Here is a 25,258-nt window from a genome sequence, read left to right on the forward strand (position 1 = left end):
CTCAAATCCTACTTGCCGTCAGCACAGATCCCGACGCGGTCGCGCCGGGAGCGGGCTTGATGTCACTCACCCCCGGCATACGACACACCCGCCGACCTCGCGCGGTCATCCCGTCACCTCGTGGACGAAGCACCATCGCCACACCTCGCCCGGTTCGGCCGAACGCATGACCGGGTGCCCGGTGTCGTGGAAGTGACCCGTCGCATGCCGGCGCGGACTGGAATCGCAGCACCCGATGTGCCCGCACGTCAAGCACTTCCGGAGGTGGGCCCAGTGGGTCTCACCGATCGCGACGCAATCCTGGCAGCTGCGGGCGTCGCCGGCCGCGGGTGCCGGATCGCCGGCCGGTGCGGCGTCGAACGCCTCCAGCTCAGCGCAGCGCGCGGTAGCCGTCGAACTGTCGGAACCGGCCTCCGGTGGACCGGACGCGACCGGGGACGAGGACTTCCGGCGAAAGATTTGCATGCTCGACATTATCCACCGCGGAGGGCGCCACTAGAGTCGCTCGAATGGGCGCATCGCTACTGCTGGTCGCGGTCATCGCCGTGGCGGTCGCCGCGCTGTGTCGTCGCTACGAACTGTCGTCGCCGCTCGTGCTGGTCACCGTCGGCCTGGGGATCGGGTGGATCCCCGAGCTGCCGTCGGTGGCCCTTGAGCCGGAGCTGGTGCTGTTCCTGATCCTGCCGCCGCTGCTGTACTCCGCCGCGCAGGAGAGTTCGTACCAGGCGTTCCGCGCCAACTGGCGCGCGATCGGGTTCCTGGCGGTCGGACTCCCGCTGGTGACGACGCTGGTGGTGGGGTACGTCGCCTATCTCGTGGTCCCCAACCTCCCGCTCGCCGCGGCGCTGGTCCTCGGCGCCGTCGTCGCACCGCCCGACGCGGTCTCGGCGCAGGCCATCGGTCGGCGGCTGGGTCTGCCGCGCCGGATGATGACGCTGCTCGGCGGCGAGAGCCTGCTCAACGACGCTACGGCCCTGACCGCGTTCCGGATAGCGCTCGCCGCGGCGGTCGGCGCCACCGCGACGGTCGGCGAAGGGGTCCTGACGTTCGCGGTGGCGGCCCTCGGCGGCCTGATCGTGGGGCTCGTCGTGGGGATGGTGGTGTCCTGGGTGCGCGTCTGGCTGACCGACCCGCCGATGGAGACCGCCATCGGCATCATCGTCCCGTTCGCCACGTACTACGCCGCGGAGGAACTGCACGGCTCGGGTGTCATCGCGGTGGTCACCGCCGGTCTCTACCTCGGGCACCGGTCGGTGCGGCTGGGTTACGCGACGCGACTGCAGGACGACGCGGTGCGCAAGTCGATCGACACCATCCTCGAGTCGTTCGTCTTCCTGCTGATCGGTCTGCAGCTGCCCATGCTCATCGAGGGCGTCGAGAACGAGTCGTGGACGCAGATCGCCATCGACGCCGCGGCGGTCCTGACGGCGACGATCCTCGTGCGGATCGTCTGGGTCTTCCCCGCGACGTATCTGCCCCGCCTGCTGTCGCGTCGGATCCGCGACCGCGAACCGTCACCCACCCCGGCGTCGGTCTTCGTCGTCTCCTGGGCCGGCATGCGCGGCGTGGTGTCGCTGGCCGCCGCGTTCGCCATCCCCGTGTACACCGAGGCGAACGAGCCCTTCCCCGCCCGTGCGGAGATCCTGTTCCTCACCTTCGTCGTCGTGGTGGGCACGCTGTTGATCCAGGGCACGACGCTGCCCTGGGTCATCCGGTTCCTGGGCGTCAGCGGCGACGAGCGGGCCCAGGACCGGCTGGCCTATGCGTCCGCGCAAGACCGGGCGTCCCGCGAAGCCGAACGCCGGCTCGACGAATACGCCACCGAGCTGACCGACGACGATCCGCGCCGCCTCCAGGTGGCGATGCTGCGCAAGTGGATCACGACGCAGCGCAACGTCGCGTGGGAGGAGCTGGGCCGCGGACCCGAGGATCTCGGCGAGAGTCCGACGTCGGCCGGGGCCCGTCTGCGGACGGAGATCCTGCAGATCCAGCGCGCGGTGTTCATCGCCGAACGCGACGCCGGCCGCATCGACGACGAAGTACTGCGGATCGCGTTGCGCCGCCTCGACTTCGCCGAGGGACAGGGCGACCGCGACGTGTAGTCCCCCACCCGAACGAACCCGGGGAGTTCTGCCCATTCCGCGTTCGGAAGTCCTGCCCTACCTTCGGTTCCCATGACCACGACCATGACCCGCCTGGCCACCGCCGGCGCCTCCCTCGTCCTCGCCGCCGGCGCTCTCGCCGTCGGCACCTCCACCGCTGCCGCCGCTCCGTCCGCACCGTCCTGCGATGCCGGGCAACGGACCGTCACCTCTGTCGTCACCGCGCAGTCGGCGGCGTCGATCTGCCAGTGGCGCACCGACGGCACGCTCGAATACCGGGGTGTCGCCCGCTCCAGCGGGAACGCCCTGTGCATCCCGGTGTCCGAGGTGCACCGGCAGGAGAACGGCAGTGGCCGTTACTACTACGTCGCCTACAACAACGGATACAAGTACTCCGTCTTCGACGGACTGGGCCTGAGCATCGTCGGCCCCGACGGGTTGCTGATCAGCTCCGAGGACGCGATCGGCTGAGCGAGAACGTCATTCTTCGTCGACGAACGCGGCGAACACGGCGGTCTCTTCCGTACGGCCGCGCAGCGAGGTGGTCTCCTGTTCCTCCCAGCGCGCCGCCTCACTCGGCTGCGCGGCCTTGACCGCGCGCCCGGAGGCCAACGGGCGCCGCGGATCCCGCTTGGCCAGCTCCGACAGCCGGGCACTCTCGTTGACCGGGTCGCCGATGACGGTGTACTCGAATCTCTCGATGGCACCGACGTTCCCGGCGACCACGGCCCCGTGGCTGACCCCGATCCCGGCCGACAGCTCCGGTACCTCCTCGGCCAGACCGGAGGCGATGTCGCGGGCTGCGGCGAGTGCACTGCCGGCGGCGTCGGCGAGGTCGATCGGTGCGCCGAAGATGGCGAGCACCGCGTCGCCCTCGAACTTGTTCACCAGGCCGTCGTGTTCCTCGACCGACCGTACGATGACGGCGAAGAACTTGTTGAGGATCTCGACGACCTCGGTCGGTCGTCGTTGCGAGGCAAGCGTCGTCGAACCGATGACGTCGACGAACAGCGTGGCGGCCAGACGTTCGGTGCCACCGAGTTCGGGACTCGACGACATCGCCGCCTCGGCGACCTCATGGCCCACGTGACGGCCGAAGAGGTCCCGTATCCGTTCTCGCTCACGGAGTCCGGTGACCATCGAGTTGAAACCGACCTGTAGGTCGCCGAGTTCGGTGCCGTCGTAGACGACGAGGTCGGCGTTCTCGAGGTCGCCGTCGCTCACGCGGTTCATCCCGGCACGCACGCTGCGGATGGGTCCGGTCACACTCATGCTCGACAGCAGCGTCAGGAGCAGACCGGTGAACAGGGCGGTGACCCCGAGGACCGTGGCACCGACGAACAGGTCGAGCTTGGAGGTCTCGTCCCGTGCGAGCCCGAAGGCCAGCACCAGCAGGATGCCGATGATCGGGATCGCCGAACCCACCATCCACGAGACGACCGAGCGCGCCTTCACACCAGTGCGCTTACGCCTACGATGCCCGGCCGAGATCAGTTCCGCCGCAACGGGACGCAGCGTGAAGTCGATGAAGAGATACGAGATCGCCACCACCACGACGCCACTGAGGCTCACCACGAACAGCGTCTTCGGAATCAGCTGCGGGTCGACGATCCCGTACATGATCGTGAGCATGACGGTGGCGACACCCCACAGGAAACCCTGGACCAGCGACAGCCGCCACGGCAGCCGCATCGTCCGCCGGGCGTCACGTTTCGTCGGCGGGACGTCGCGGATGGCCCAGCGCAGGTCGCGGACGCCGACGTAGGTACCCCACCCGATCCCGACCACGAAGGCCACGGTGATGTAGACGGGCACCACGATGAAGTTGACCCACCAGAGTTCGGCGGTGAAGACGGTCGGCTGCGGGATGCCGACCGCGGTGAGCGCGACCGCGACGATCGCGCCGAACATGTTGGCCACCACGATCGACGCGGTCAGCAGGGTCTGAATCCGGACCCGCTGCTTGATGCTGCTCTCGCCGACGGATCCGAGCAGGATGGAACCGTAGTCGCGACTCCCCCGCTTGGCACGCATGGGCACTAGCTAATCACGAGCCGTGCCCGGATCCGCGACGAGCTTCGCGGAGCCACCGCCGGAGCGTCGGTCCTCAGACGATCTCGCGCCGCACGATGGTCTGGTCGCGACCGGGACCCACGCCCACGCACGAGATGTGCGCACCCGAGAGCTCCTCGAGCCGCAGGATGTAGTTCTGCGCGTTCTGCGGCAGTTCCTCGAAGGTCTTGCACTGGGAGATGTCCTCCCACCAGCCCGGCATCTCCTCGTAGATCGGCTTCGCGTGGTGGAAACCGGTCTGGGTCATCGGCATCTCCTCGACCCGTTCGCCGTCGACCTCGTAGGCCACGCAGATCGGCACGGTGTCGAGGCTGGAGAGGACGTCGAGTTTCGTGAGGAAGTAGTCGGTGATCCCGTTGACGCGGGTGGCGTAGCGGGCGATCACGGCGTCGAACCAGCCGCAGCGACGGGCACGTCCGGTGGTCACACCCACCTCGCCGCCGGTCTTGGCCAGGTAGGCGCCCCACTCGTCGAAGAGCTCGGTCGGGAACGGCCCCGAGCCCACCCGTGTGGTGTAGGCCTTCAGGATGCCCAGGACGGTGGTGATCTTGTTGGGGCCGATACCGGCACCCACCGCCGCGCCGCCGGCCGTCGGGTTCGACGACGTCACATACGGATAGGTGCCGTGGTCGACGTCGAGCAGGGTTCCCTGGGAACCCTCGAGCAGCACCGTCTCGCCGTTTTCGAGTGCCTGGTTGAGCAGCAGCCGGGTGTCGGCGATGCGGTGTTTGAACCCCTCGGCCTGGCCGAGGACCTCGTCGACGACCTGCGCCGGGTCGAGGGCCTTGCGGTTGTAGATCTTGACCAGGATCTGGTTCTTGAGTTCGAGCGCGGCCTCGACCTTCTGGGCCAGGATCTTCTCGTCGAGGACGTCGGCGACGCGGACCCCCACGCGGGCGATCTTGTCCTGATAGCAGGGGCCGATGCCGCGGCCCGTGGTGCCGATCTTCTTGTTGCCCAAGAAGCGCTCGGTGACCTTGTCGATCGCGACGTGGTACGGCATCAGCAGGTGCGCGTCGGCGGAGATCAGCAGGCCCGAGGTGTCGACATCGCGGTCCTCGAGTCCACCGAGCTCGGTGAGGAGCACGCCGGGGTCGACGACCACGCCGTTGCCGATCACGTTCTGCACGCCGGGCGTCAGGATGCCGGACGGGATGAGGTGCAGCGCGAAGGATTCCCCGCTCGGCAGTACGACGGTGTGCCCGGCGTTGTTGCCACCCTGGTAGCGGACAACCCAGTTGATCCGGCCTCCGAGGAGGTCGGTCGCTTTGCCTTTGCCCTCGTCACCCCACTGGGCTCCGATAAGCACGATCGCGGCCATGTCCGGTACTCCTTTGTGTGGCGCGCTTGGGACCAAACCCGACCAACACTACTGGGTCCGCGCGCTCGATACGCTATCCGCGTGCCGTTTGCCCTTCTCAGCCAGACCAGCCGCGCCGACGACAAGAAGGCCGTCCGTGCCGCGGTCGCCGATGCCCTGACCGATCCCGCGGTCTCCCGCCTCGTCGTCGAACCGCGCGTCGCCGAGCGGTTCGCGCCCACCGTGGCCCACGAGAACGACATCTTCCTGTCCCAGGTGCTCGCCGCACTGATGGTCACCGAACGACTCGACGTCGAGGTCGCGTACGTCTCCGCCGAGGCCACCCCGGCGACGCGCCGCTACGGCTTGCCGCACGGACGCCCCGCGCGCGAACTGGCCGAGCACGGCACCGCGGTCGCGGTCCCGCTCATCCGTGACGACGCCGCGACGGTCGTGGTCGGCAGCGCCCGTCACCTGGGCGCCGAGGGCGCGAAACTCCACGGTGAGACCTATGTCGACAACGAGCGCCTGTTCGACGGCGAGGTGCGCTCGATCCTCATCGAACCGACCCTCGTCGCGCCCGGGCTGCGCGCGCAGGTCGAGCGGATGTTGCTGCCGGGCAAGTGGTTCGCCGGACGTGCCTGCCAGACCGGCGGCACGAATGTCGTCGTCGAACGTGAGGGTGTGGTGAACCCGCGCGTCCTCAAGCGGTCGACGTTCTACCGTCATGTCACCGATATGTTGCTCGTTCGCCCCTGACCGGAATCCGTAGCGTCAGTGCGGATATGACGCGCATTGTCGCTACCGATTCCCGGCGGGTCAGGCGACCGGCCGTGCCTCCGGACCTGTCGTGAGGTGGAGGTCGTCGCGCCGGATGAGCGCGGTCGCCACGACGCTGATGATCGCGGTGAGTACGAGATATCCGGCGGCCAGCCACGGCGACCCGCTCGCCGCGCCGATCAGTGCGGTGAGGATCAGCGGCGTCAGTCCCGAGGCGTAGATGCCGGAGAACTGATAGACCACCGACAGGCCCGTGTATCGCACCGGGGTCGGGTACAGGCTCGCGAACAACGTTCCCTGCGCGCCGTAGAAGAGCGCATGGATCACGCCGAAGACGATCACCAGCCCGACGGTGAACCACAGCAGGTTCGCCGTCCCGAACAGGGCGAACACCGGATAGACCGCCACGCCGTAGGCGGTGATCCCGATGAGGTAGATCGTCTTGGCGCCATAGCGGTCGGTGAGCAGGCCGGAGAACGGCAGCAGGGCCGCCATCACCAGCGACGCGATCGTCACGGCCACCAGGACCGGGACCTTCTCCATGTCGAGTTCGCTGGTGGCGTAAGCGATCGCGAAGACGCCCCAGGTGTTGAAGGCGGAGCCCTCACCCCACCGGGCAAGGAGACCGAGGACGGTGTTGCGCGTGTTCGGCGGGACCACGACGTCACGCAGCGGTGCCGTGGACTTCTTCGCGAGTTCGGCGACCTCGGCGAACGCCGGCGTCTCGTCCACCTTCAGGCGCACGACGAAGCCGATGACCACGAGGACGATGCTCACCAGGAACGCGATGCGCCAGCCGTAGGTCAGGAACGCCTGCTCGTCGAGGACCACCTGCAGCAGTGCGAACACACCGGTACCCAGTGCGAGTCCGAGCGCCAGACCGATCTGGGGGATGCTCCCGAACAGACCGCGCTTGCCGTCCGGACTGTGCTCGACCGACAGCAGGACCGCACCAGCCCACTCCCCGCCCAGCGCGAACCCCTGCACGACCCGCAGGAGCAGCAACAGGATCGGGGCGAGCACACCGACCGACGCCGCGGTCGGCAGCACGCCCATCAGGGCGGTCGCGACGCCCATCATCACCATCGTGATCGCGAGTGTGCGCTTGCGGCCGATGCGATCGCCGATGTGCCCGAACACGATTCCGCCGATCGGACGCACCACGAAGCCCACCGCGAACGTGGCGAAGGACAGCAGCGTGCCGACGAACGAACTCTGGTCGGGGAAGAACAGCTGGTTGAACACGAGGCTCGCCGCGGTCGCGTAGAGGAAGAAGTCGTACCACTCGACGGTCGTGCCGAGAAGACTTGCCGCGACGACGGTGCGGAGGCGCTTGCGACGCTCGGCATCGGTCTCGACGACCGGCGCAGCTGCGAGTGTGGAGGTAGCCATGACCGACACACGGTAACGACGCGGCCGCCCGATCCGGCGACTACGAATCAGCGTGAACGAAAAGTTGCGACCGCTGCTCGGGCGTCAGCCGGCCGCGATGTGGGGCCTGTCCGCGGCTCGACGGCGCGCGGTCACCAGGTCATCTCCTCCCGGCACCGTCGCTGGTGATCGTCGGGATCGATCTGCACCGTCGCGTGCTCGAGACCGTGGCGCGCCAGGACGGCCTGCGCGGCGGGCAACACCTCGGCATTGGGCCGACTGCTGCCGAGATGCACGGTGGCCACATCCATCCCGGTCGTGAGCGTCCAGACATGGAGGTCGTGCACGTCGTCGACCACCGGGATGTCGGCCAGATCGGCCCGTAATGCCTCGACGTCGACGTGGGCCGGCGCCTGCTGGTTCAGGATGCGCAGCGCGTCGAGTGCCAGTCGCACCGCCCGCGGAACCACCCACAGCGCGATCAGAACCGCGACGACGATGTCGGCGTAACCCCATCCGGTCGTCATCGCGACGATGCCGGCCACGAGTACGCCGACGCTGCCGACGGCGTCGGCCAGCACCTCCAGATATGCGCCGCGGACCGCGATCGATTCCTTCGCGTCGGCCCGCAGCAGCAGCATGACCCCGAGGTTCACCAGCAGGCCCACCAGGGCCACGACGATCAGGGTGAGGCCCGGGACCTGCGGATCGCTGCCGATCCGCTCGACCGCCTCGTAGAGCACGAAGACGGCGACGCCCATCAGCAGTACGGCGTTGGCGACCGCGGTGAACACCTCGGCGCGGTGCCAACCGAAACTACGGGTGTCGGTGGTCCGCCCGTGCCGGCCGAGCAGCAGTGCGATCAGGCCCATGACGAGCGCGACGACGTCGGTCAGCATGTGTCCGGCGTCGGCGATCAGCGCCAGCGAGTTCACCAGGATGCCGGTGACGAGTTCGACGACGAAGTAGCCGCCGATGAGCGCGACGGCCAGCACCATCGGCCAGAGGCGGCGCCGGCCCCCGGCCGTGGGAGCGTGCGAGTGCGAATGTGAGTGCCCCATGATGCCGGTCAATATATGCAGAAGTTCGCATATGTGGCAACAGGTCGGTCAGCTCCGGAGGGTCGCCAGTGCGGAGGACCTGCGCAGACCCGCCGTCATCAGCAGGTCCACGAGCAGCGAGCGGATCTCGGCGAGCAGCGCGGCCTCCGACAACTCGCTGTTGGTTACCAGGTCGACGCGGGCCTTGCGCACGATGCTGCGGATCACCCGGGCCGCGTCGGCCTGATCGGGTTCCTCACCGGGATCGGCCATCATCATCGCGCGCAGCACCTCGAAGGCCCCGGCGAGATCGTCGATGATCTCGATCAGCTCGGGGAGCACCGGCACACCCCGCTGGGTCATGCCGAGCGAACGCCGCGCGATGATGCGGAAGTTGCGGACCGCGTTGTCGATGGGGTCGGCGGTCGCCGAGATCCGGTCCAGCCGCATCCGGGAGCCCCAGTAGAGCGGTGAGATGCGCGTGACCTCGCGCCCGCCGGTCATGTCCGACCGCATCTTGTTGATCGCGGCCTGCGTCCCGCGCCCGGACTCGAGTGCGGCGGCGATGAGTTCCTCGTCGCGCTCGCGCAGTCCGGTGGCCAGCTGGCGGGCGGCGTCGCGGACCGTCGCGAGGACGCCGGCCGCGTCCCGGCGCGCCCGGCTCGCCGGATTCACCGGCAGGAGCGCCCCCACGAGGATGCCGACCAGCCCGCCGATGAGCGCGTCGAGCGCGCGATGGAAACCCGCCACGCCGCCGGGCGGGAGGAGCGTCGCGACCAGCGCGGCCGACGAGGCCGCCTGCATGGGGACGAGCGGGCCGTCGTCGAGGAAGACCGCCACCGTCATCGCCAGGGCGACGACGACCATGATCTGCCAGGCCCCCTCGCCGACCAGGCTGATGAAGAGGTCGCCGACGAGGATGCCGATCGCGACGCCGCCGACGAGTTCGGCGGCCCGGCGCCACCGCTGCCCGAGGGACAGGCCGAGGGAGATCACCGCGGCGATGGGCGCGAAGAACGGATCGGGATGGACGAAGACCTCCACCGCGATCCACCACGACACCCCGGCGGCCAGCGCACACTGGACGATCGGCACCAACGACACGCGTAGCCGGCGCAGCCGGTTCTTCAGCGGCGCGGGCATCGCGTTGAACACCCGGCGCGGATACGACGGGTTCGCGGGTCTTGCTGCCATCAGGCGGACGTCATCCGCGGGTGACCGGTCGGATCACACGAGGCCGAGTTCGGCGGCCGCGCGTGGATCGCTGTCGTTGAGCAGGTCGAGGCAACGCAGGTGTTCGTCTTCCTCGCCGATCAGTTCGGCGGCCCGGGCGAGCGCCCCGACGCACCGTAGGAAGCCGCGATTGGGTTCGTGGCTCCACGGCACCGGCCCGAAACCCTTCCAGCCGTGTCGTCGCAGTTGATCGAGGCCGCGGTGGTAACCGGTGCGCGCATAGGCGTACGCCGCGATCACCGCGGCAGAGTCGATGTCGTCACCGGCCGCGGCGGTCTTCGACGACTCGAGAGCCGCCTCGGCAAGGTAGGCCCAGGCGATCGAGGCGGTCGGATGCGCGGCCGCGACCTCCGCCGCGGCGGCACCGTTGAGCAGGTCTGATTCGGCGTCGTCGTCCCCGGTGAGCAGAACCGGTTGCGGGCCGAGAAGATCTCCGAAAGACGTCATGTCCTCTATTCAAGCATCGTGCCGCCCGGGGCCGTCCGTTCGATCAAACGCCCTAGTGCTGGAATGTCGGGCCGTTCGCTAGGGTGAATGACGCAATCGGTCCTGCTGCCCCCGGTGATCGGCGTCGTCGGGCGGCCGGACCGAAGTCGTGCGATGGCGAATACGGGGTGAAACAGTCGATGGCGCGATCCGAGAGGCCGAGAGCTGCTGTCACCAGGGCATTGTCGACCCTGAAACAGGTTCGGGAAGATCGTCGCGCTCGCCGGACGGGTGCACGACCGGTGCCCGGCACCACTCCGGCCGGCACCGACGCCACTCCACCCAGCACCAGCAGAGAGGGCCGCGAGCCAGCTGTGGACGATTCCACCAAGAACGAGACCGCCGAGGACAAGGCCGCGACGACCGAGGCGACCGCCGCGGAGTCCACGGCAGACGCGTCCACGGCGGACGGTGCCGCGAAGAAGCCCGCAGCACCGAAACCGAAGGGTGGGCGCGGGATCGACGGCGCCACCCAGGTGATCAACCGCGACAGCCTGCCGTCGGCCGAGGACCTCGAGGACCTGGACGACATCGACCCGCTGAGTGCGGAACCCGAGTCCGCGGAGACCGGCGAGACCGCTGCCGACGACAGCGCCCCCGACGACGCCACTCCTGCACCGAAGCGCCTCGGCCCGAGCGACTCGGCGACCACCGTCATCCAACGGTCGGATCTCCCCGACGCCGCCGAGCTCGAGGACCTCGACGACATCGACCCGACCGCCCCGGAGCCCGACGCAGCTTCCCCCGAAGCCGAGCTCGCCGACTCCGATGCATCGGTGTCGCACACCGAGACCGGGGCGCCCGACGCCGAGGCTCCCGAGTCCGAGACCCCCGCATCCGAATCCCCCGAGTCCGAATCCCCCGCTTCTGAATCCACTGAGTCCGAGTCGGATTCGGATGCCGAGGCGACCGCCGAACCGACGCTTCCCGACGACACGGATCCGTCGACGGGTACCGCGGTCAGCGCCGGTGTGGCAGCGGCGGGTGCGGCCGCAGTGGCAGCCGGATCGGCTCCCGGTGACTCCGACGCCGAGACCGACACCGTCGACGAGACCGATGCCGACGCGGAGGCCGAAGCCGAAGCCGAGCCGGTGGACGACGACACGGCGACGGACGAATCCGCGCCGGACGAGACTGCACCGGACGAGTCCGTTATCGCATCACAAGCAGACCAGGACCCCGTCGTCGACCCGGACGCCGAGGCGGAACCGGTGGACGACGAACCGGCCGACGCGACCGACACGACCGAGCCGGCGGTTCTCGAGGACGAGGCACCCGAGGCAGCAGCGGACGAGACAGCGGCGGACGAGACGGCGGAGACAGAGGCCGACTCGCCGACCGAGGCGATCGCCGTCCCCGCCGGTGGGAGCAACGACACGACCGAGACGGAAACCTCCGACACGGAGACCGAGGCTGACGCAGAGGACTCCGGATCGGACGCGGCGACGACCGTGATCCCCGCGGCAGCCGCTGCCGCCGCCTCTGCGCGGAGCGAGACGTCCGCGCCGGCCGAGGAGGAGGCCCGGACCACACCGGAGCCGGCCGTTGCTGCATCGACCGAGGGATGGACGACCACCGACCGCGAACCGCAGGTCATCCCGGGTAGCGGCCCCACGTCACCGAAGAAGAAGCGCGGCAAGGGTCTGCTGATCGCGGCGGCAGCGGTCGTGGTGGTGATCGTGGCCGTCGTCGGCGGGATCTTCGCCTACAACAGCCTGCGCGCACCGGCGCCCGCCGACGAGGCCGCGACCGTGGCCATGGACTACACGACCGCGCTGTACGAGGGTGACCTCTCGACCCTGCGGTCGGTCACCTGCGGCGAGCTCAACGCGTTCTACAGCGATTTCGACGACGCCGCGTACCAGCGCACCTACGAGGCGCAACGGGCCCGCAACGAACTCGTGCAGACGCAGGCGATCAACGCGGTCCGCGTCGTCGAAGGCGGTGATCAGGCCGTCGTCGAAGTGGTCGCGGTACACACCAATTCACCCGATCAGCCCGAGACCGTCACGCTGAACCTGCAGCGCGACGGCGACGACTGGAAGGTCTGCAACCCCACGTGACGAGCGGACATCGGTCCGGCCCACCGCCGGCCGGCCCGGGTGACCGTTCTGCGCCGGGCTACTTCACGCCCCCGTCCCGACCGGCACCACCCGCGGGCACGGCGCCACGCCGGGGTCTTTCGACGGACATCCGTCCCGTGCCGGACAACCGGGTCCGAAGCAATCGAATCCGTCCCTACGACGTCGGTTCGCCGCAACGGTCCCGGTCGCGCGTCGACCCGGCCGTCGTCATCGCGGCGCTGGTGATGGTCGCGCTCGCCGCCGCGGTCGTCGTCGGGCTCGCCCTCACCTGAGGCACTCCACCGGGCCGGCGCGACGCACGGGATCGATCAGGCGAAAAGACAACTGCCCGCACCCCTTCGGGGTGCGGGCAGCGATCGTGGGACTCTCCGTCAGGCAGTCAGGGACTTGCCGTTGGACTTGAGGTCGTTACACGCCTCGACGACGCGCTCGCTCATGTTGGTCTCGGCCTTCTTCGACCAGCTGCGCGGGTCGTAGACCTTCTTGTTGCCGACGTCGCCGTCGACCTTCAGCACACCGTCGTAGTTGCTGAACATGTGGCCGGCGACCGGGCGGGTGTAGGCGTACTGCGTGTCGGTGTCGACGTTCATCTTCACGACGCCGTAGCTCAGGGCCTCATCGATCTCGCTCTTGAGCGAGCCCGATCCGCCGTGGAAGACGAAGTCGAAGGGCTTGGCTCCGTCGCCGAGGCCCAGCTTCTTCGCGGCGACTTCCTGGCCGGTGTTGAGGACATCGGGGCGCAGCTTCACGTTGCCCGGCTTGTAGACGCCGTGCACGTTGCCGAAGGTCGCGGCGAGCAGGTAGCGGTTGCCCGAGTCGCTGGCACCGAGGGCCTCGATGGTCTTCTCGAAGTCTTCGGGGGTGGTGAACAGCTTGTCGTTGATCTCGTTCTCGACGCCGTCCTCCTCGCCGCCGACCACGCCGATCTCGATCTCCAGGATGATGTTGGCTGCACCCGCCTTGGCCAGCAGCTCCTTGGCGATCTCCAGGTTCTCGTCGAGCGGCACGGCGCTGCCGTCCCACATGTGCGACTGGAAGAGCGGGTTGCGGCCGGCGTCGACGCGCTCCTGCGACACCTGCAGCAGGGGGCGGACGTAGGTGTCGAGCTTGTCCTTGGGGCAGTGGTCGGTGTGCAGGCCGATGAGGACGTCGTACTTCTCGGCGACGACGTGCGCGAACTCGGCGAGCGCGACCGCACCGGTCACCATGTCCTTGACACCCTGTCCGGACCCGAACTCGGCGCCACCGGTCGAGAACTGGATGATCCCGTCACTGCCTGCGTCGGCAAAACCCTTGATGGCGGCGTTGATCGTCGACGACGAGGTGCAGTTGATCGCGGGGAATGCGTAACCGCCCTTCTTCGCCTTGTCGAACATCTCGGCGTACTGCTCCGGGGTTGCAATGGGCATCGACGGATCCTCCAGGGTGTTGATGTGCTCTGGTGTTCGGGTTCTCTCGCCGTCGATTGGTGCTTCGGTGGCGAGCAGCCGGACTTCCCGCGGCCGGACTTCACTCAGTATGGCAGGTGCCACATCACCCGGCGCGGGCACCATTCATGCCCGGACCTGCTGGAAACCGGCGGTGGCGGACCCGTGAGATTCTGTCCTCGCCCCACGCGCAGGTACTCTGGGTCCCCGTGATCGACTCCGCGCTTGCCACCACGACCACCAACCTGGCGCTCCTGCCGGGATTCCTGGATCCGGTGAACCTGCTCAACTCGTTCGGCACGTGGATGCTGGCCGGTCTGCTGTTGGTCGTGTTCATCGAGTCGGGTCTGCTGTTCCCGCTGCTCCCCGGCGACTCGCTGCTCTTCACCGCCGGGCTCATCGTGGCGGCGAAGTCGGCGGAGATCGAGCCCTTCGCCCCGCTGTGGGTGCTCCTCGTCCTGATCCCCATCGCGGCCTTCCTCGGCGACCAGGTCGGCTACTGGATCGGCAAGAAGGCAGGGTATTCGCTGTTCCGGCCGGACGCGAAGATCCTGAAGCAGGTCTACATCGAGGAGGCGCACGAGTTCTTCGAGAAGCATGGTCCGGTGACGATCATCCTCGCGCGCTTCGTCCCCATCGTGCGGACCTACGCTCCGCTGGTCGCCGGAGCCGCGAAGATGCGGTACCCGATCTTCCTCACGTACAACATCATCGGCGCGGTCGCCTGGGGTGCGGGAGTCACGCTGCTCGGCTACTTCCTGGGCCAGATCGAGTTCATCCGCGACAACATCGACTACATCTTCCTGTTCATCGTCTTCATCTCGGTTCTGCCGATCATCACCGAGATCGTCAAGCGCATTCTTCGCTCGCGCAAGAAGGTCGTCGAGGAGGAGCCCCTCCCCGCGTCCGACGACGCGAAGAACTGAGCTCCTCTCACCACGCGGCGTCGAGGTCGGCGTGCTGCCGGACCCATGCGTGCATGGCGATCCCGGCCGCCACGCCCGCGTTGATGCTGCGCGTCGAGCCGAACTGGGCGATCGACACCGTGAGGTCGGCCTCACGTTGGGCGTCGTCGCTGACCCCGGGGCCCTCCTGACCGAACAGCAGTACGCAGTCGCGGGGTAGATCGGCTGTCTCGAGGGGACGAGCACCGGGGGTATTGTCCACCGCCACCACGGTCAGCCCTTCGTCGCGAGCCCAGGAGATGAGATCGGACACCGTCTCGTGGTGCATCAGGTGCTGGTAGCGGTCGGTCACCATCGCTCCGCGACGGTTCCAGCGGCGTCGTCCGACGATGTGGACGGCGGCCACCGCGAAGGCGTTGGCGGTGCGGACCACCGTGCCGATGTTCGCGTCGTGTGCGAAGTTCTCGATGGCGACGTGCAGCGGGTGCCTGCGCGCGTCGATGTCGGCGACGATCGCCTCCCGCGACCAGTACCGATAGGCGTCGACGACGTTGCGCGTGTCACCGTGCGCGAGAAGCTCGCCGTCGAGGCGCGGATCGTCGGGAACGGGACGGCCGGGGTGTTCGTCGGCCCACGGCCCCACGCCGACGGTCGGCCCGGTCTGCCACTCGGTGGGACCGGGCACGACCTCGGGATCCTCGGCGGGATCCGGGGCTGGGAGATCGTCGGGGTCCCCCGACCCGGCGTCAGGCAAGCCCGAGATCGCCGAGATCCAGGAGGGAGCGGTACGGCACGCCGAGCGCGGTGATGACCGCATCGGCGCCGGTCGCGCGGTCGACGACGGTGGCCACACCGACGACGTTGCCGCCGACGCCGCGCACGGCCTCGACAGCCGCGGACGGCGAGGCGCCGGTCGTGCTGGTGTCCTCGACGACGAGGACGTCTCGGCCTTCGATGTCGGGCCCCTCGATCTGGCGTTGCATGCCGTACGTCTTGGCCGCTTTCCGGACGACAAAGGCGTCGACCGGTTTCCCGTCGGCGTGCATGATCGACGTCGCCACGGGGTCCGCACCGAGGGTCAGGCCACCGACGGCGACGTAGTCCCAGTCCGCGGTCAGTTCGCGCATCAGCCGCCCGATGAGCCGCGAGGCCTCGTGATGCAGGGTCGCCCGACGCAGGTCGACGTAGTAGTCGGCCTCTTTACCGGACGACAGCGTCACCCTGCCGTGCACGACGGCGAGCTCGCGGACGAGTTCGGCCAGCTGTGCCTTCGCGGCCGGGTCGACCCGCGGGGTCTCGGCGGGAACCGGTGCGGACGAGGACATGCGACTTCCCTCTCGATCGACGTGCCGGGATTCGATCTCCGGCTGCGTGGGGTGGTGGCGCGATCAGTTGCGGTGGCGGTTGGGCCGCTCGCCGGTGTCCCGGCGAGGTGTCTCGTCAGCCGTTCCGGCCGACCCGCGGGTCCCGGACCCGCGCACGGGCATCGGGGTCATCCGCCGGCCTCCGGTCGTCGGCGACGCCGGGGACGGAACCGGCGGCTTCCGCGTCGCTGCCTGGTTCTCGGACTCCCCGGCCGGTGACCCACCGCCGGTCGGCGCGCCCGCGGCCTGTCTCCTGCGCTTGTCCCGCAGTGACTCGGTCTTCTCGTCGGCGAGCTCGGCCCGGGTGGGTCCGTGCGGGTCGCGCGGATCCGGCGAGTCCTCGGGTTCCCGCGTCGGCGGCAGCACCCGGAGAAGGTCGGCGAACCGGCGGACGACCTCCAGGCCGGTGTTCAGCTTGGCCGGGTCGTTGGTCACCGGCATCGAACCGAGCGCCCAGTTGCCCTCGTTCCACAGGACCTCGACGAACGCGGGCGCCTTGTTGGCGAGCGCGACCATCCGGCGGTCGCACACCCGGCGGGCGACGTCGAGGTTGTTGGAGAACATGACGCGCGGGCCCATCGCGCCCAGCAGTTCCACGTCCTCCTCCGCGGGGGCGAGGACGTCTTCGTGCCGCAGGTCGACGACGACATGCGACGGCGAGGACCGTCGGACGGCGATCACGGTCGCGGTCTCGGCGAGGTCGAAGACCACGGCCTCCACGCCGGCGTAGTGTCCGTAGGCGACGTCCTGCACCGGGATGTGGTCGCCCACGTTCATGGTGGCGCGACGGAAGACCTTGCGCAGCTTGGTGTCCGACTCGCGGAACTTGAACTCGTGCTCGTCGCCCCAGACCGCACGCTGGTGCCGTGCAACGCTCGACCGCTGGCGGTCGAGCCACAACAGGACACCCGCACCCAGTAGGGCCACGGCGGCGATCAGGAAATAGACGGTGGTCATCGCGCTACAGCCTACTATCGGCAGGCCCACGGTGAGGTCATCCGCCTACCCGGATGTACCCGCGTTCCTTGTCGACGACGTTGACCAGCACGTCGGCCGGCTCCTCGGTGCCCGCCGCGACGTAGCGCCGGAGGTTGTCGAGGACCTGCTCGGCCAGCGCCTCGCGCCATCCGACGGCGTCTCCGCTCATGTGAGCCGAGATCGCGACCCCGGGCAGGTCCCACAGTTCGCTGTCGGCGGGCAGCGGCTCGGTGACGAAGACGTCGAGCGTGGCCGCCCCCAGATGCCCCGACCGGAGCGACGCGACGAGGGCCGCCTCGTCGACCAGTTCGCCGCGTCCGACGTCGACGAGGTGCGCGCCGGGTTTCATCGCCGCCAGTACTTTCGCGTCGATCATGCCGGCGGTCTGCTCGGTCAGCGGAGCGATCGCGACGACGGTGTCGAAACCGCCCACGTGCGCGGCGAGGTCGTCGGTGGCGACGACGTGTCCGAAGTCAGGATCCGACGCGCGCGCGGTCCGGCCCGCTCCCACCACCCGGATACCCACGGCGCGAAGCAGTTTCGCGATCGCTCGACCGATCCCGCCGGTACCGATCACCAGCGCGGAGGTGCGGTGGGTCGCCACCGTCTCGCGGTGTCGCCACTCGTGGTCGCGCTGCAAGGCCATCGACTCGTGTAAACCCTTGTGATGGGCGAGGATCGCGGCGAGGACGAATTCCGCGATGGGACGGTCGAAGACGCCGTGGGCATTGGTGACGACGACATCCGAGGACCGCAGTTCGTCGAAGAGCAGCGAATCCACTCCCGCGGCACACACATGCACCCAGCGCAGGGATGTCGTCGCCTCACCCCAGTGCTCGGCGAGCCCGCGGGAGAAGAAGTCCCACAGCACGAGAACGTCCGCGCCCGGCAGGGCGGCGCCGAGATCGTCTGCGGTGCAGAGTCGTACCGTCGCGAGTTCTTCGATCTCGGCCAGGTTTCCCGGGGGGAGGGTGTCCGGCGAGGTCAGCAGTGCGACGACAGGTGGATGCGGGTGCATGCCCCCACCGTAAGCGTGACCTCGGCGTCGTCGCCAGGACAGACGCCGAGGTTCGCTGGTCGGCCGGTGTCAGCGGGAGATGATCGGCAGGGTCAGCCGGCTGGGGTGTGCGGGTCCGTGCAGCACGCGGTTGGTGGCGATCACCGCGTCGTCGATGGACTCGGTGGCGATGAACCCGCCGGTGTTGGTGTTGCGGTCGAAGCGGGGGAAGTTGCTGCTCGAAATGTCCAGGCGCAGGCGATGTCCGGGAAGGAACACGTTTGACGTGACACCCAGTTTCACCGTGACTTCGTAGACCTCGTCGGGGGTCAGTGGCGTCGGCCGGGAGAGGTCGTCTCGGTAGCGAAGCCGCAGCACTCCGTCGCAGAGGTTGATGGCGCGGCCGTCGGGGAAGACGTCGACCAGCTTGGCGGTGATGTCTGTGTCCACCGCACTGGACGAGACGAACACGGTCGCCTCGACGTGGCCGGTCACCTCGAGGGGCTCGTCGAGGACGGGGGTCACGTAGCAGAGGATGTCGTCGCGGTTGTCGACGACAGACTGGTCGACAGGTCCGATCAGTCCCGGTTCGGCGGGCAACAGGGCTCCGCCCGTGGTGGGGACCGGGTTGCGCGGGTCGTAGGTGAACTCATCGACGAACTCGGCTGCCGGTGGCGCCGTCTGCAGGGCGCCGTCCCCGTGGCGGGTCGCCGCCGATCGGTCGCCTGCGAGGTAGTAGTCGGTGTACTGGGTGTCAGGCAGTGGCCAGTCGGCTTCGTCGCGCCACTGGTCGATGCCCATGACGAAGATGCGCACCCGCGGGGCCGGCGAGTCGGGGACGATGCCGCGGACGTGTTCGTCGAAGAAGGCGACATGGAAGGGCGTGACGTCGGCCGCAGCCTCGTTGCCGAAGTGCCGGTCGGTGTATAGGCCGGTCCAGTTCAGGTGATCCCAGGGGCCGATGATCAGGCGTGACTTGTCGCGGGCGTCGTCGGAGCCGCCTTGCGTGCGGACGCCGATGAACCCTTCGACGGTGCCGTTGATCTTCAGGTCGTACCAGCCGCCGATCGAGAGGACGGGGACGGTCACCTTCCCCATGGACTCCGGACCCGACCAGTCCTGACTCGCCCAGTAGTCGTCGAAGTCAGGATGGGCGATCCAGTCGTCGAACCAGCGGCCCTTGCCGTGGATCGGCAGGTCGGCCAGGGGTGTGGCGTCGTTGAGCGGCAACGGGTCGCGCAGGTAGCCGGCCAGACGGTACAGAGTTGTCGGGTCCTGGCCGGCGCCGGAGACGAGAGCTCGTTGCTCCTGCCCGGCGTAGGTCAACGCGTTCCACCACGTGTCCAGGCTCAGCGACATCGCTCCGCCCGGGGAGTACCAGAGGTTGGTGTACCAATTCGCCGCCGCGTTGGTGGGCGCGATCGCGCGCAGGCCGGGAGCGTCGCCGCTGGTGGCCACCGCCCACTGGACCATCCCCATATACGAGCTGCCGTACATGGCGACATTGCCATCCGACCAGCCCTGGGTACGAATCCACTCGACGGTGTCCTGCCCATCGGCGATTTCGTTGACCTTCGGCTCGAAGGTTCCCCCGGACGCGGTGGTCCCGCGCGCGTCTTGGAGCACCACCGCGTAGCCGGCGTTGACAAGGGCCATCAGCGAGGGAGCGGGACTGCTGGGCCCGCCGAATTGACCCGACATGCGCCGGTCGTAGGGAATCCGGATCAGCAACGTCGGCGCCTGACCCTCCAGCGGGCGCCACACATCCGACATCAGGGCCACCCCGTCACGGGCCGTGACCTCGACGTCGGGTTCGTACAAGTACTTCACATCGTCTCCTTGTCAGACCTGATCGCGCCGGCAACACGCGACAGGGGAAATGCCCGTTCGGCAGAAGCACCCGGCTCGACGGGCGACCCAGCCAGGTACTTTTATTGGTACCCGGTAGTTGATGAAAGTACCGTGAGGTGTTCGCCACTACAAGACCCAACTGGTCGAGTGCACAAGGGCGAACCGTGGGCGGAGTCAGCTCCGAAGACGCGACGGCGCCCTCACCGATCGGCCAGAAGTCCGTTGAGAAGAAGGGTTCCCAGTTCGCCGAAAGCGTCGGCGGCACTCATCCCGGTGCGTTCGAGGAGAACTCCGGACTGGACACCTTCGATGGCCAGCGCCACCAGCTGGGCGGCGAAGTTCCCGTCGGTTGCCCGGAAGTCGCCCGCCTCGATGCCTTCCTCGATCAGCTCGCGCACACGTTCGGCGGCACGCTCGGTGTTACGCGCATAGATCTGGGCGGTCGGCCCGAAGGCGACCATGTCGTCGTAGAACGCCTGCGAATTGCGGCGCATCGCCTCGGCCACACCGCCGAGGTAGACGAGGATGCGCGTGCGCGCCTCGTCATGCTCGGCAACACGCTGCTCGATGAGTTCGGCCGATGACCCGAAGAATCGCTTGGTCGCGAGTACGACCATCTGCTCCTTGGTCGGCGCGACGCTGTACAGCGTCGCCCGCGAGCAATGCAGACGTTCCGTCAGCTCCCCGACGGTGACGGTGGTGAAGCCCTCGGCGAGGAAGATCTCTTCGATGCTGTCCAGCAGGTCGGCGCGCCGAGTCGCGTCCACCCGCCGTCGTCGCGGCGTCTTCACCTGCGCACGCCCGCGATTCACCACTTCCGCCATCCCGCGAGTCTGACACACGAATCGAACTCGACGGCGGAACGTAATCGGCGTGGTACAAAAGTGGGTACTTTGTGCTATTTTTAAGTACCCAGTGTTTTTCCGGCACGGACCTGAGTTCACCATTGGAGTTGGCCATGGCATCCCCTGTTGACACACGCGTGCGCGAGATCCTCGCCACCTACACCGGCGACGGCGTCGATGTCGCCCACCTGCTCTGCGACCGGCACCCCACCGAAGCCGTGGCACTGACGTTCGTCGACGCGGACCGCTCGATCCGGCAGGTCACCTTCGGCGAACTGGCCGAGTCGTCGAAGCGGGTGGCCGCCGTCCTCGCCGCGCGCGGGGTCGGTCAGGGGTCCCGAGTGGCGACCCTGATGGGCAAGAGCCCGGAGTTGCTGGCCGTGGTCGTGGGCATCTGGCGCCTGGGCGCGGTGTACGCGCCGCTGTTCACCGCGTTCGCGGAGGCCGCGGTGTCCTCACGGCTGGTCGATGCCGACGTGACGGTGGTGATCGCCGACGAGGACCAGGCCCACAAAGTGCCCGACGGCACATGGGAACTGGTCGTCAACACCGCCGAGGCCTCCGACGGATCCTTGGCCGCGCTGACGCAGGCGGTGTCCGCCGGTGACGTGGCCGGGCAGACCTCGGTGGCCGTCGGCGGCGACGGACCCCTGGTCCACATGTTCACCTCGGGAACCACCGGCAAGCCGAAGGGCGTCGTGCACCCGGTGCGCTATGCCGCCGGGTGGCAGAGTTACCTCGAGTTCGGCCTCGGGGTGGACGCCGAGAGCGTGTTCTGGTGCGGCGCGGATCCGGGATGGGCCTACGGGCTCTACACCGCGATCGTGGCACCGCTCGCCGCTGGGATCACCACCACGCTGACCCGCGGAGGGTTCTCCCCGCAGGCGACCTGGGCAGTGCTCGACGAGCTGCGCGTGACCGACTACGCCGCCGCGCCGACGGTGTATCGCGGTCTGTTGACCTCGTCGGACGCCGCGCCGGAGGGGTTGTCCCTCAAGCGGTTGTCCAGCGCCGGCGAGCCACTGACACCCGAGGTCAACGAGTGGGCACAACAGGTCCTCGGGTTGCAGGTCCACGACCATTACGGGCAGACCGAACTGGGCATGCCGATCGGCTATCCCCACCACCGGCTCCTCGAACGACCCATCGTCGCCGGCGCCATGGGGGTGTCCCTACCGGGTTGGCAGATGACCGTCCTGCGGACCGACACCGATGTCGCCGCGGACTTCGGTGAGGTGGGACAGCTGGCCGTCGACGTCACCGCCAGCGACTTCATGACCTTCACCGCTTACGCCGGCAACGCCGAGGCGACGGCGAAGCGCTTCCGCGGCGACGGACGCTACTTCCTGACCGGCGACATCGCCACGATCGACTCCGACGGCGTCATCCGGTTCTCCTCCCGCGACGACGACGTCATCCTGATGGCCGGTTACCGGATCGGGCCCTTCGACGTCGAGTCGGTGCTGCTCACCCATCCCGCAGTCGCCGAATGCGCCGTCATCGCCGCACCCGACCGCGTCCGGGGTGAAGTGGTCGAGGCCTTCGTCGTGCTCGCATCGAACTGGACCGTCGACGAGGCGACCACGGAAAGCGAACTGCAGCAATGGGTCAAGACCCACTACGCCGCCCACGCCTACCCCCGGCAAGTGCACCTGGTCCCGACCCTGCCCAAGACCCCGAGCGGCAAGATCCAGCGCGCCGAACTGCGCAAGCAGCGCCGCGAACAGACCACCGAAGGCTCGCCGTCGTGAGCGCCGGAGACCCCGTGGGCACCGGGGACACCCCGACCGTTCTCGTCGCCGCCGATGGACCGATCCGGATCCTCACCCTCAACCGGCCGCGTCGTCGTAACGCGCTCAACGCCGAACTCATCGCCGATCTCGACCGCGCACTGAGCGACGCCGAAGCCGATCCCGACGCAGGCGCGATCGTGCTCACCGGGGCCGGCCCGTCGTTCTGCGCCGGTGCGGACCTGAAGTACTTCCTCGAGCTCGACGAACACGGCGAGTCACCCATCGAGTTCCTCCGCGACGTCTCCGCCCTGTGCACCCGACTGGAGACCAGCAGGCTACCCGTGATCGCCGCGATCCACGGGCACGCGGTCGCCGGCGGCATGGAGCTGGCATTGGCCTGCGACGTGGTGATCGCCGCCGACACCGCACTCATCGGCGACGGCCATGTCCGCAACAACCTGCTTCCCGCCGGCGGCGCCAGCGTCCGACTCCCGCGCAAACTCGGCGCCTCGATGGCCCGTTGGCTGGCCTTGACCGGTGAACTCGTTGCCGCACAACAACTCATGCCCACGGGCTGGTTGCACAGCGTGGTAACCGAGGACACCCTCGTCGACGCCGCCACGGCGGCCGCACGCATCCTCACCGATCAGCACGGTCCCGCCCAGGCACGCTACAAACGACTGTTGTTCGACCTCGACACCGTCGACCCGCACACCGGCCTCGCCCTCGAGCTCGACACGTTCGACGCACACTGGCGCGCACACGACGTCCCCACTGCACTGAAGAAATTCCTCACTCGACCGACAACATCGGCACCCGCAGTGCCCCAGACCGCGGTATCTCAGACAGGAGCACGACGATGAACCGTTTCGACTCACAGGTGGTCGTCATCACCGGCGGCGCCCAAGGACTCGGAGCAGCCATGGCCCAGCAGTTCGCCGCCGAGGGAGCCATTGTCGTCATCGGTGACGTCAATGCCGACACGGCCCGGGCCACCGCCGACACGATCGCCGCCGCCGTCGGCCGGGAATGCCACGCCGACGCCATCGATGTCACCGACTCCACTCGGGTGACCGAGTGGATCGACTCGATCGCCGAAAGGCACGGTCGCATCGACGTCCTGGTCAACGCAGCCGGCATCATCCGCGACAACCGTGCCGAGAACATCTCCGACGCCGACTGGCACGCGGTGATCAACGTCTCCCTGTCCGGCACCTTCTTCTGCGCCCGCGCCGCACTCCCCCACATGCGTGCCAACCAGTACGGGCGGATAGTGTCGTTCTCCTCGATGAGCTGGCGCGGGAACTTCGGTCAGTCCAACTACGTCGCGGCCAAGGCCGGCATCGTCGGACTCACCCGCACCCTCGCACTGGAAACCGCGCGCGACGGCATCACCGTCAACGCCATCGCGCCAGGACTCATCGAAACCCCGATGCTCGCCTCGATGGACGCCGCAGCCCGCGACAAGCTGGTTTCCAAAGTGCCCCAACGCACTACCGGTGATCCCGCGGACATCGCCGAAGCCGCCGCATTCCTGTGCTCCCCCGCCGCCCGCTACATCACCGGCATCGTCCTCGACGTCGACGGCGGCATCAGCATCGGATCGTCCATCCGCTGACGGATCCTCACAGGACGACGGGAACCGACCCCGTGCGGCAGCCCGACCGGTCGAGCAGCGAGCCCAGTCGCTTCGGGGTCTCCAGCGTGACCGAACGGTCCGCGACGACGAGCCCCGGTACCCGGCTCTCGAGTTGCTGCTCGAACTCCGACAACTCGCCGATGGTGTGCAACCACACGCCCATCACGATGTTCGCGGTGCCGGTCACCTCGCAACACACCCGCACCTGGGGCAGGTCGTCGAGCGCGCCTACGAGCGCCGAGATCGACCGCGACGACGCCCGCGCCCACACGTTCGCCGTGACCGGCCAGCCGCTGATGACATGGGCCACTTCGCATCTGATCGACAGAACGCGTTCGGCGACGAGGGCGGTCAGCCGACGCCGGACGGTCGGCGCACTCAGTCCGCTCGCGGCAGCCAGGTCGACCGCCGAGCGTCGACCGTCCTCGGCCAGCGCGGCGATGAGCCGCAGATCCATCTCGTCGGGTCCGTGCACCAGCGGACGATGCTCGGGCCGGTACTCGCCGAGCACCGACTCGTCGGCGTCGGAGAGCGTGTGCACCCGCCAGCGTTCGCTCTCGCCGAAGACCCGCATCACCACCCTCGTCCGGGTCCTGGCGACGCCCTCGGTCTCGGCGAGGCGCTGCACCCAGTCGCCGAGAAAACCGAGGTCCGGGACCATCACGGTCAGCAGGAGGTCGCCGTCGCCCGCGGTGCGCTGGATCGTGGCCACATGCCGGTCGGCGGCGAGGTGCTCGACGAGCTCCTCGCGCCGCGACGACGCCTGGACCTCGACGAAGGCGCTGCAGCGGGTGTTGAGGTACGCGGCACCGGGATAGGTCACGATCCAGGCGAGCCCACTGTCGACGAGCCGCTCCCAGCGACGGGCCGCGGTCGCCGCGCTCACGCCCACGACGTCGCCGACCACGCCCCAGGGCGCCCGTGGCGCGACCTGCAGAGCGTGAACGATCTGATAATCGAGGTCGTCCGGCACGCAACAATCCTGCATCACGCGGTGAACTTTTTTCGGTATCGGCAGTCGCCGGGACAGCCCGCGGCAGCGCTCCTACG

Annotated in this window: 24 protein-coding genes; 9 read left to right on the forward strand and 15 right to left on the reverse strand. The window is 68.5% G+C overall.

Features of this window, described 5'->3' with window-relative positions:
- Positions 1 to 105 precede the first annotated feature (105 nt).
- On the reverse strand, positions 106 to 465 hold the full coding sequence (locus tag KTR9_RS21180; RefSeq protein ID WP_014928045.1) for a UBP-type zinc finger domain-containing protein: 360 nt from the start codon (positions 463 to 465) through the stop codon (positions 106 to 108).
- Between the two features lie 44 nt (positions 466 to 509).
- Between KTR9_RS21180 and KTR9_RS21185 the strand changes: the two genes are divergently transcribed.
- Together KTR9_RS21185 and KTR9_RS21190 are read left to right on the forward strand one after the other, a co-directional pair.
- Positions 510 to 2,102 (forward strand): Na+/H+ antiporter, encoded by a 1,593-nt coding sequence (locus tag KTR9_RS21185; RefSeq protein ID WP_014928046.1) that lies wholly within the window; start codon positions 510 to 512, stop codon positions 2,100 to 2,102.
- A 72-nt stretch (positions 2,103 to 2,174) separates the two neighbouring features.
- Positions 2,175 to 2,573 carry a hypothetical protein gene (locus KTR9_RS21190; protein ID WP_044507233.1) on the forward strand — a complete coding sequence of 133 codons (399 nt, stop codon included), beginning with the start codon at positions 2,175 to 2,177 and terminating at the stop codon, positions 2,571 to 2,573.
- 9 nt (positions 2,574 to 2,582) lie between these two features.
- Here the strand turns inward: KTR9_RS21190 and KTR9_RS21195 are convergent, their stop codons facing one another.
- Both KTR9_RS21195 and KTR9_RS21200 read right to left on the reverse strand, forming a co-directional pair.
- On the reverse strand, positions 2,583 to 4,136 hold the full coding sequence (locus tag KTR9_RS21195; protein ID WP_014928047.1) for an adenylate/guanylate cyclase domain-containing protein: 1,554 nt from the start codon (positions 4,134 to 4,136) through the stop codon (positions 2,583 to 2,585).
- Positions 4,137 to 4,209: 73 nt separating this feature from the next.
- Positions 4,210 to 5,496: an adenylosuccinate synthase gene (locus tag KTR9_RS21200; protein ID WP_010840750.1), complete on the reverse strand. Its 1,287-nt coding sequence runs from the start codon at positions 5,494 to 5,496 to the stop codon at positions 4,210 to 4,212.
- A gap of 81 nt (positions 5,497 to 5,577) precedes the next feature.
- Between KTR9_RS21200 and KTR9_RS21205 the strand changes: the two genes are divergently transcribed.
- Positions 5,578 to 6,234: a hypothetical protein gene (locus tag KTR9_RS21205; RefSeq protein WP_044507235.1), complete on the forward strand. Its 657-nt coding sequence runs from the start codon at positions 5,578 to 5,580 to the stop codon at positions 6,232 to 6,234.
- Positions 6,235 to 6,294: 60 nt separating this feature from the next.
- Here KTR9_RS21205 and KTR9_RS21210 read toward each other — a convergent pair whose 3' ends face one another.
- The 4 genes from KTR9_RS21210 to KTR9_RS21225 all read right to left on the reverse strand — a co-directional run bounded on the left by KTR9_RS21210 (position 6,295) and on the right by KTR9_RS21225 (position 10,346).
- Positions 6,295 to 7,647: an MFS transporter gene (locus KTR9_RS21210; protein ID WP_014928049.1), complete on the reverse strand. Its 1,353-nt coding sequence runs from the start codon at positions 7,645 to 7,647 to the stop codon at positions 6,295 to 6,297.
- Positions 7,648 to 7,778: 131 nt separating this feature from the next.
- The gene (locus tag KTR9_RS21215) at positions 7,779 to 8,687 is read right to left on the reverse strand and encodes a cation diffusion facilitator family transporter (RefSeq protein WP_044508171.1); all 909 of its coding nucleotides are present in this window, start codon (positions 8,685 to 8,687) and stop codon (positions 7,779 to 7,781) included.
- Positions 8,688 to 8,735: 48 nt separating this feature from the next.
- Complete coding sequence (locus KTR9_RS21220; protein ID WP_014928051.1) at positions 8,736 to 9,860, reverse strand: FUSC family protein; 1,125 nt, start codon at positions 9,858 to 9,860, stop codon at positions 8,736 to 8,738.
- Positions 9,861 to 9,893: 33 nt separating this feature from the next.
- A complete protein-coding gene (locus tag KTR9_RS21225) occupies positions 9,894 to 10,346 on the reverse strand; it encodes a DUF3151 domain-containing protein (RefSeq protein ID WP_010840755.1) in 453 nt (150 codons plus the stop codon).
- 281 nt (positions 10,347 to 10,627) lie between these two features.
- Between KTR9_RS21225 and KTR9_RS21230 the strand changes: the two genes are divergently transcribed.
- Positions 10,628 to 12,448 (forward strand): Rv0361 family membrane protein, encoded by a 1,821-nt coding sequence (locus KTR9_RS21230; protein WP_238553962.1) that lies wholly within the window; start codon positions 10,628 to 10,630, stop codon positions 12,446 to 12,448.
- A 137-nt stretch (positions 12,449 to 12,585) separates the two neighbouring features.
- On the forward strand, positions 12,586 to 12,741 hold the full coding sequence (locus tag KTR9_RS27760; protein ID WP_014928053.1) for a hypothetical protein: 156 nt from the start codon (positions 12,586 to 12,588) through the stop codon (positions 12,739 to 12,741).
- A gap of 99 nt (positions 12,742 to 12,840) precedes the next feature.
- On the opposite strand, the gene fbaA is transcribed toward KTR9_RS27760, so the two are convergent.
- A complete protein-coding gene (fbaA, locus tag KTR9_RS21235) occupies positions 12,841 to 13,878 on the reverse strand; it encodes a class II fructose-bisphosphate aldolase (RefSeq protein WP_010840759.1) in 1,038 nt (345 codons plus the stop codon).
- Positions 13,879 to 14,105: 227 nt separating this feature from the next.
- Here fbaA and KTR9_RS21240 point away from each other — a divergent pair, with 227 nt between their 5' ends.
- The gene (locus tag KTR9_RS21240; protein ID WP_010840760.1) at positions 14,106 to 14,822 is read left to right on the forward strand and encodes a VTT domain-containing protein; all 717 of its coding nucleotides are present in this window, start codon (positions 14,106 to 14,108) and stop codon (positions 14,820 to 14,822) included.
- A gap of 7 nt (positions 14,823 to 14,829) precedes the next feature.
- Here KTR9_RS21240 and KTR9_RS21245 read toward each other — a convergent pair whose 3' ends face one another.
- From KTR9_RS21245 to KTR9_RS21270, 6 genes are all read right to left on the reverse strand, one after another.
- Positions 14,830 to 15,486, reverse strand: coding sequence for a TrmH family RNA methyltransferase (locus tag KTR9_RS21245; RefSeq protein WP_014928054.1), 657 nt, complete (start codon positions 15,484 to 15,486; stop codon positions 14,830 to 14,832).
- Between the two features lie 61 nt (positions 15,487 to 15,547).
- Positions 15,548 to 16,126, reverse strand: coding sequence for an orotate phosphoribosyltransferase (gene pyrE, locus KTR9_RS21250; RefSeq protein ID WP_014928055.1), 579 nt, complete (start codon positions 16,124 to 16,126; stop codon positions 15,548 to 15,550).
- Positions 16,127 to 16,189: 63 nt separating this feature from the next.
- A complete protein-coding gene (locus KTR9_RS21255) occupies positions 16,190 to 17,122 on the reverse strand; it encodes a hypothetical protein (protein WP_010840763.1) in 933 nt (310 codons plus the stop codon).
- A gap of 37 nt (positions 17,123 to 17,159) precedes the next feature.
- The gene (locus KTR9_RS21260; protein ID WP_014928056.1) at positions 17,160 to 18,161 is read right to left on the reverse strand and encodes a D-2-hydroxyacid dehydrogenase; all 1,002 of its coding nucleotides are present in this window, start codon (positions 18,159 to 18,161) and stop codon (positions 17,160 to 17,162) included.
- Between the two features lie 69 nt (positions 18,162 to 18,230).
- Positions 18,231 to 19,970, reverse strand: coding sequence for a CocE/NonD family hydrolase (locus tag KTR9_RS21265; protein WP_014928057.1), 1,740 nt, complete (start codon positions 19,968 to 19,970; stop codon positions 18,231 to 18,233).
- A 221-nt stretch (positions 19,971 to 20,191) separates the two neighbouring features.
- Positions 20,192 to 20,815: a TetR/AcrR family transcriptional regulator gene (locus tag KTR9_RS21270; RefSeq protein ID WP_035716912.1), complete on the reverse strand. Its 624-nt coding sequence runs from the start codon at positions 20,813 to 20,815 to the stop codon at positions 20,192 to 20,194.
- Between the two features lie 134 nt (positions 20,816 to 20,949).
- On the opposite strand from KTR9_RS21270, the gene KTR9_RS21275 reads away from it, so the two are divergent.
- The 3 genes from KTR9_RS21275 to KTR9_RS21285 are packed head-to-tail and all read left to right on the forward strand — an operon-like array spanning position 20,950 to position 24,187.
- Positions 20,950 to 22,587, forward strand: coding sequence for an AMP-binding protein (locus tag KTR9_RS21275; RefSeq protein WP_014928059.1), 1,638 nt, complete (start codon positions 20,950 to 20,952; stop codon positions 22,585 to 22,587).
- Positions 22,584 to 23,432 carry an enoyl-CoA hydratase/isomerase family protein gene (locus tag KTR9_RS21280; protein ID WP_238553964.1) on the forward strand — a complete coding sequence of 283 codons (849 nt, stop codon included), beginning with the start codon at positions 22,584 to 22,586 and terminating at the stop codon, positions 23,430 to 23,432. Before KTR9_RS21275 ends, KTR9_RS21280 begins: the two co-directional genes overlap by 4 nt.
- The gene (locus tag KTR9_RS21285) at positions 23,429 to 24,187 is read left to right on the forward strand and encodes an SDR family NAD(P)-dependent oxidoreductase (protein ID WP_014928061.1); all 759 of its coding nucleotides are present in this window, start codon (positions 23,429 to 23,431) and stop codon (positions 24,185 to 24,187) included. The genes KTR9_RS21280 and KTR9_RS21285 overlap by 4 nt, the downstream gene beginning before the upstream one ends.
- 7 nt (positions 24,188 to 24,194) lie before the next feature.
- Here KTR9_RS21285 and KTR9_RS21290 read toward each other — a convergent pair whose 3' ends face one another.
- Complete coding sequence (locus KTR9_RS21290; protein WP_010840770.1) at positions 24,195 to 25,181, reverse strand: Lrp/AsnC family transcriptional regulator; 987 nt, start codon at positions 25,179 to 25,181, stop codon at positions 24,195 to 24,197.
- Positions 25,182 to 25,258: the final 77 nt, after the last annotated feature.

Source organism: Gordonia sp. KTR9 (assembly GCF_000143885.2).
GTDB lineage: Bacteria > Actinomycetota > Actinomycetes > Mycobacteriales > Mycobacteriaceae > Gordonia.

Coding starts and splice junctions, on each gene's coding strand:
- KTR9_RS21180 (WP_014928045.1), bottom strand. CDS start 465: ATGCAAATCTTTCGCCGGAAGTCCTCGTCCCCGGTCGCGTCCGGTCCA.
- KTR9_RS21185 (WP_014928046.1), top strand. CDS start 510: ATGGGCGCATCGCTACTGCTGGTCGCGGTCATCGCCGTGGCGGTCGCC.
- KTR9_RS21190 (WP_044507233.1), top strand. CDS start 2,175: ATGACCACGACCATGACCCGCCTGGCCACCGCCGGCGCCTCCCTCGTC.
- KTR9_RS21195 (WP_014928047.1), bottom strand. CDS start 4,136: ATGCGTGCCAAGCGGGGGAGTCGCGACTACGGTTCCATCCTGCTCGGA.
- KTR9_RS21200 (WP_010840750.1), bottom strand. CDS start 5,496: ATGGCCGCGATCGTGCTTATCGGAGCCCAGTGGGGTGACGAGGGCAAA.
- KTR9_RS21210 (WP_014928049.1), bottom strand. CDS start 7,647: ATGGCTACCTCCACACTCGCAGCTGCGCCGGTCGTCGAGACCGATGCC.
- KTR9_RS21215 (WP_044508171.1), bottom strand. CDS start 8,687: ATGGGGCACTCACATTCGCACTCGCACGCTCCCACGGCCGGGGGCCGG.
- KTR9_RS21220 (WP_014928051.1), bottom strand. CDS start 9,860: ATGGCAGCAAGACCCGCGAACCCGTCGTATCCGCGCCGGGTGTTCAAC.
- KTR9_RS21225 (WP_010840755.1), bottom strand. CDS start 10,346: ATGACGTCTTTCGGAGATCTTCTCGGCCCGCAACCGGTTCTGCTCACC.
- fbaA (WP_010840759.1), bottom strand. CDS start 13,878: ATGCCCATTGCAACCCCGGAGCAGTACGCCGAGATGTTCGACAAGGCG.
- pyrE (WP_014928055.1), bottom strand. CDS start 16,126: ATGTCCTCGTCCGCACCGGTTCCCGCCGAGACCCCGCGGGTCGACCCG.
- KTR9_RS21255 (WP_010840763.1), bottom strand. CDS start 17,122: ATGACCACCGTCTATTTCCTGATCGCCGCCGTGGCCCTACTGGGTGCG.
- KTR9_RS21260 (WP_014928056.1), bottom strand. CDS start 18,161: ATGCACCCGCATCCACCTGTCGTCGCACTGCTGACCTCGCCGGACACC.
- KTR9_RS21270 (WP_035716912.1), bottom strand. CDS start 20,815: ATGGCGGAAGTGGTGAATCGCGGGCGTGCGCAGGTGAAGACGCCGCGA.
- KTR9_RS21275 (WP_014928059.1), top strand. CDS start 20,950: ATGGCATCCCCTGTTGACACACGCGTGCGCGAGATCCTCGCCACCTAC.
- KTR9_RS21285 (WP_014928061.1), top strand. CDS start 23,429: ATGAACCGTTTCGACTCACAGGTGGTCGTCATCACCGGCGGCGCCCAA.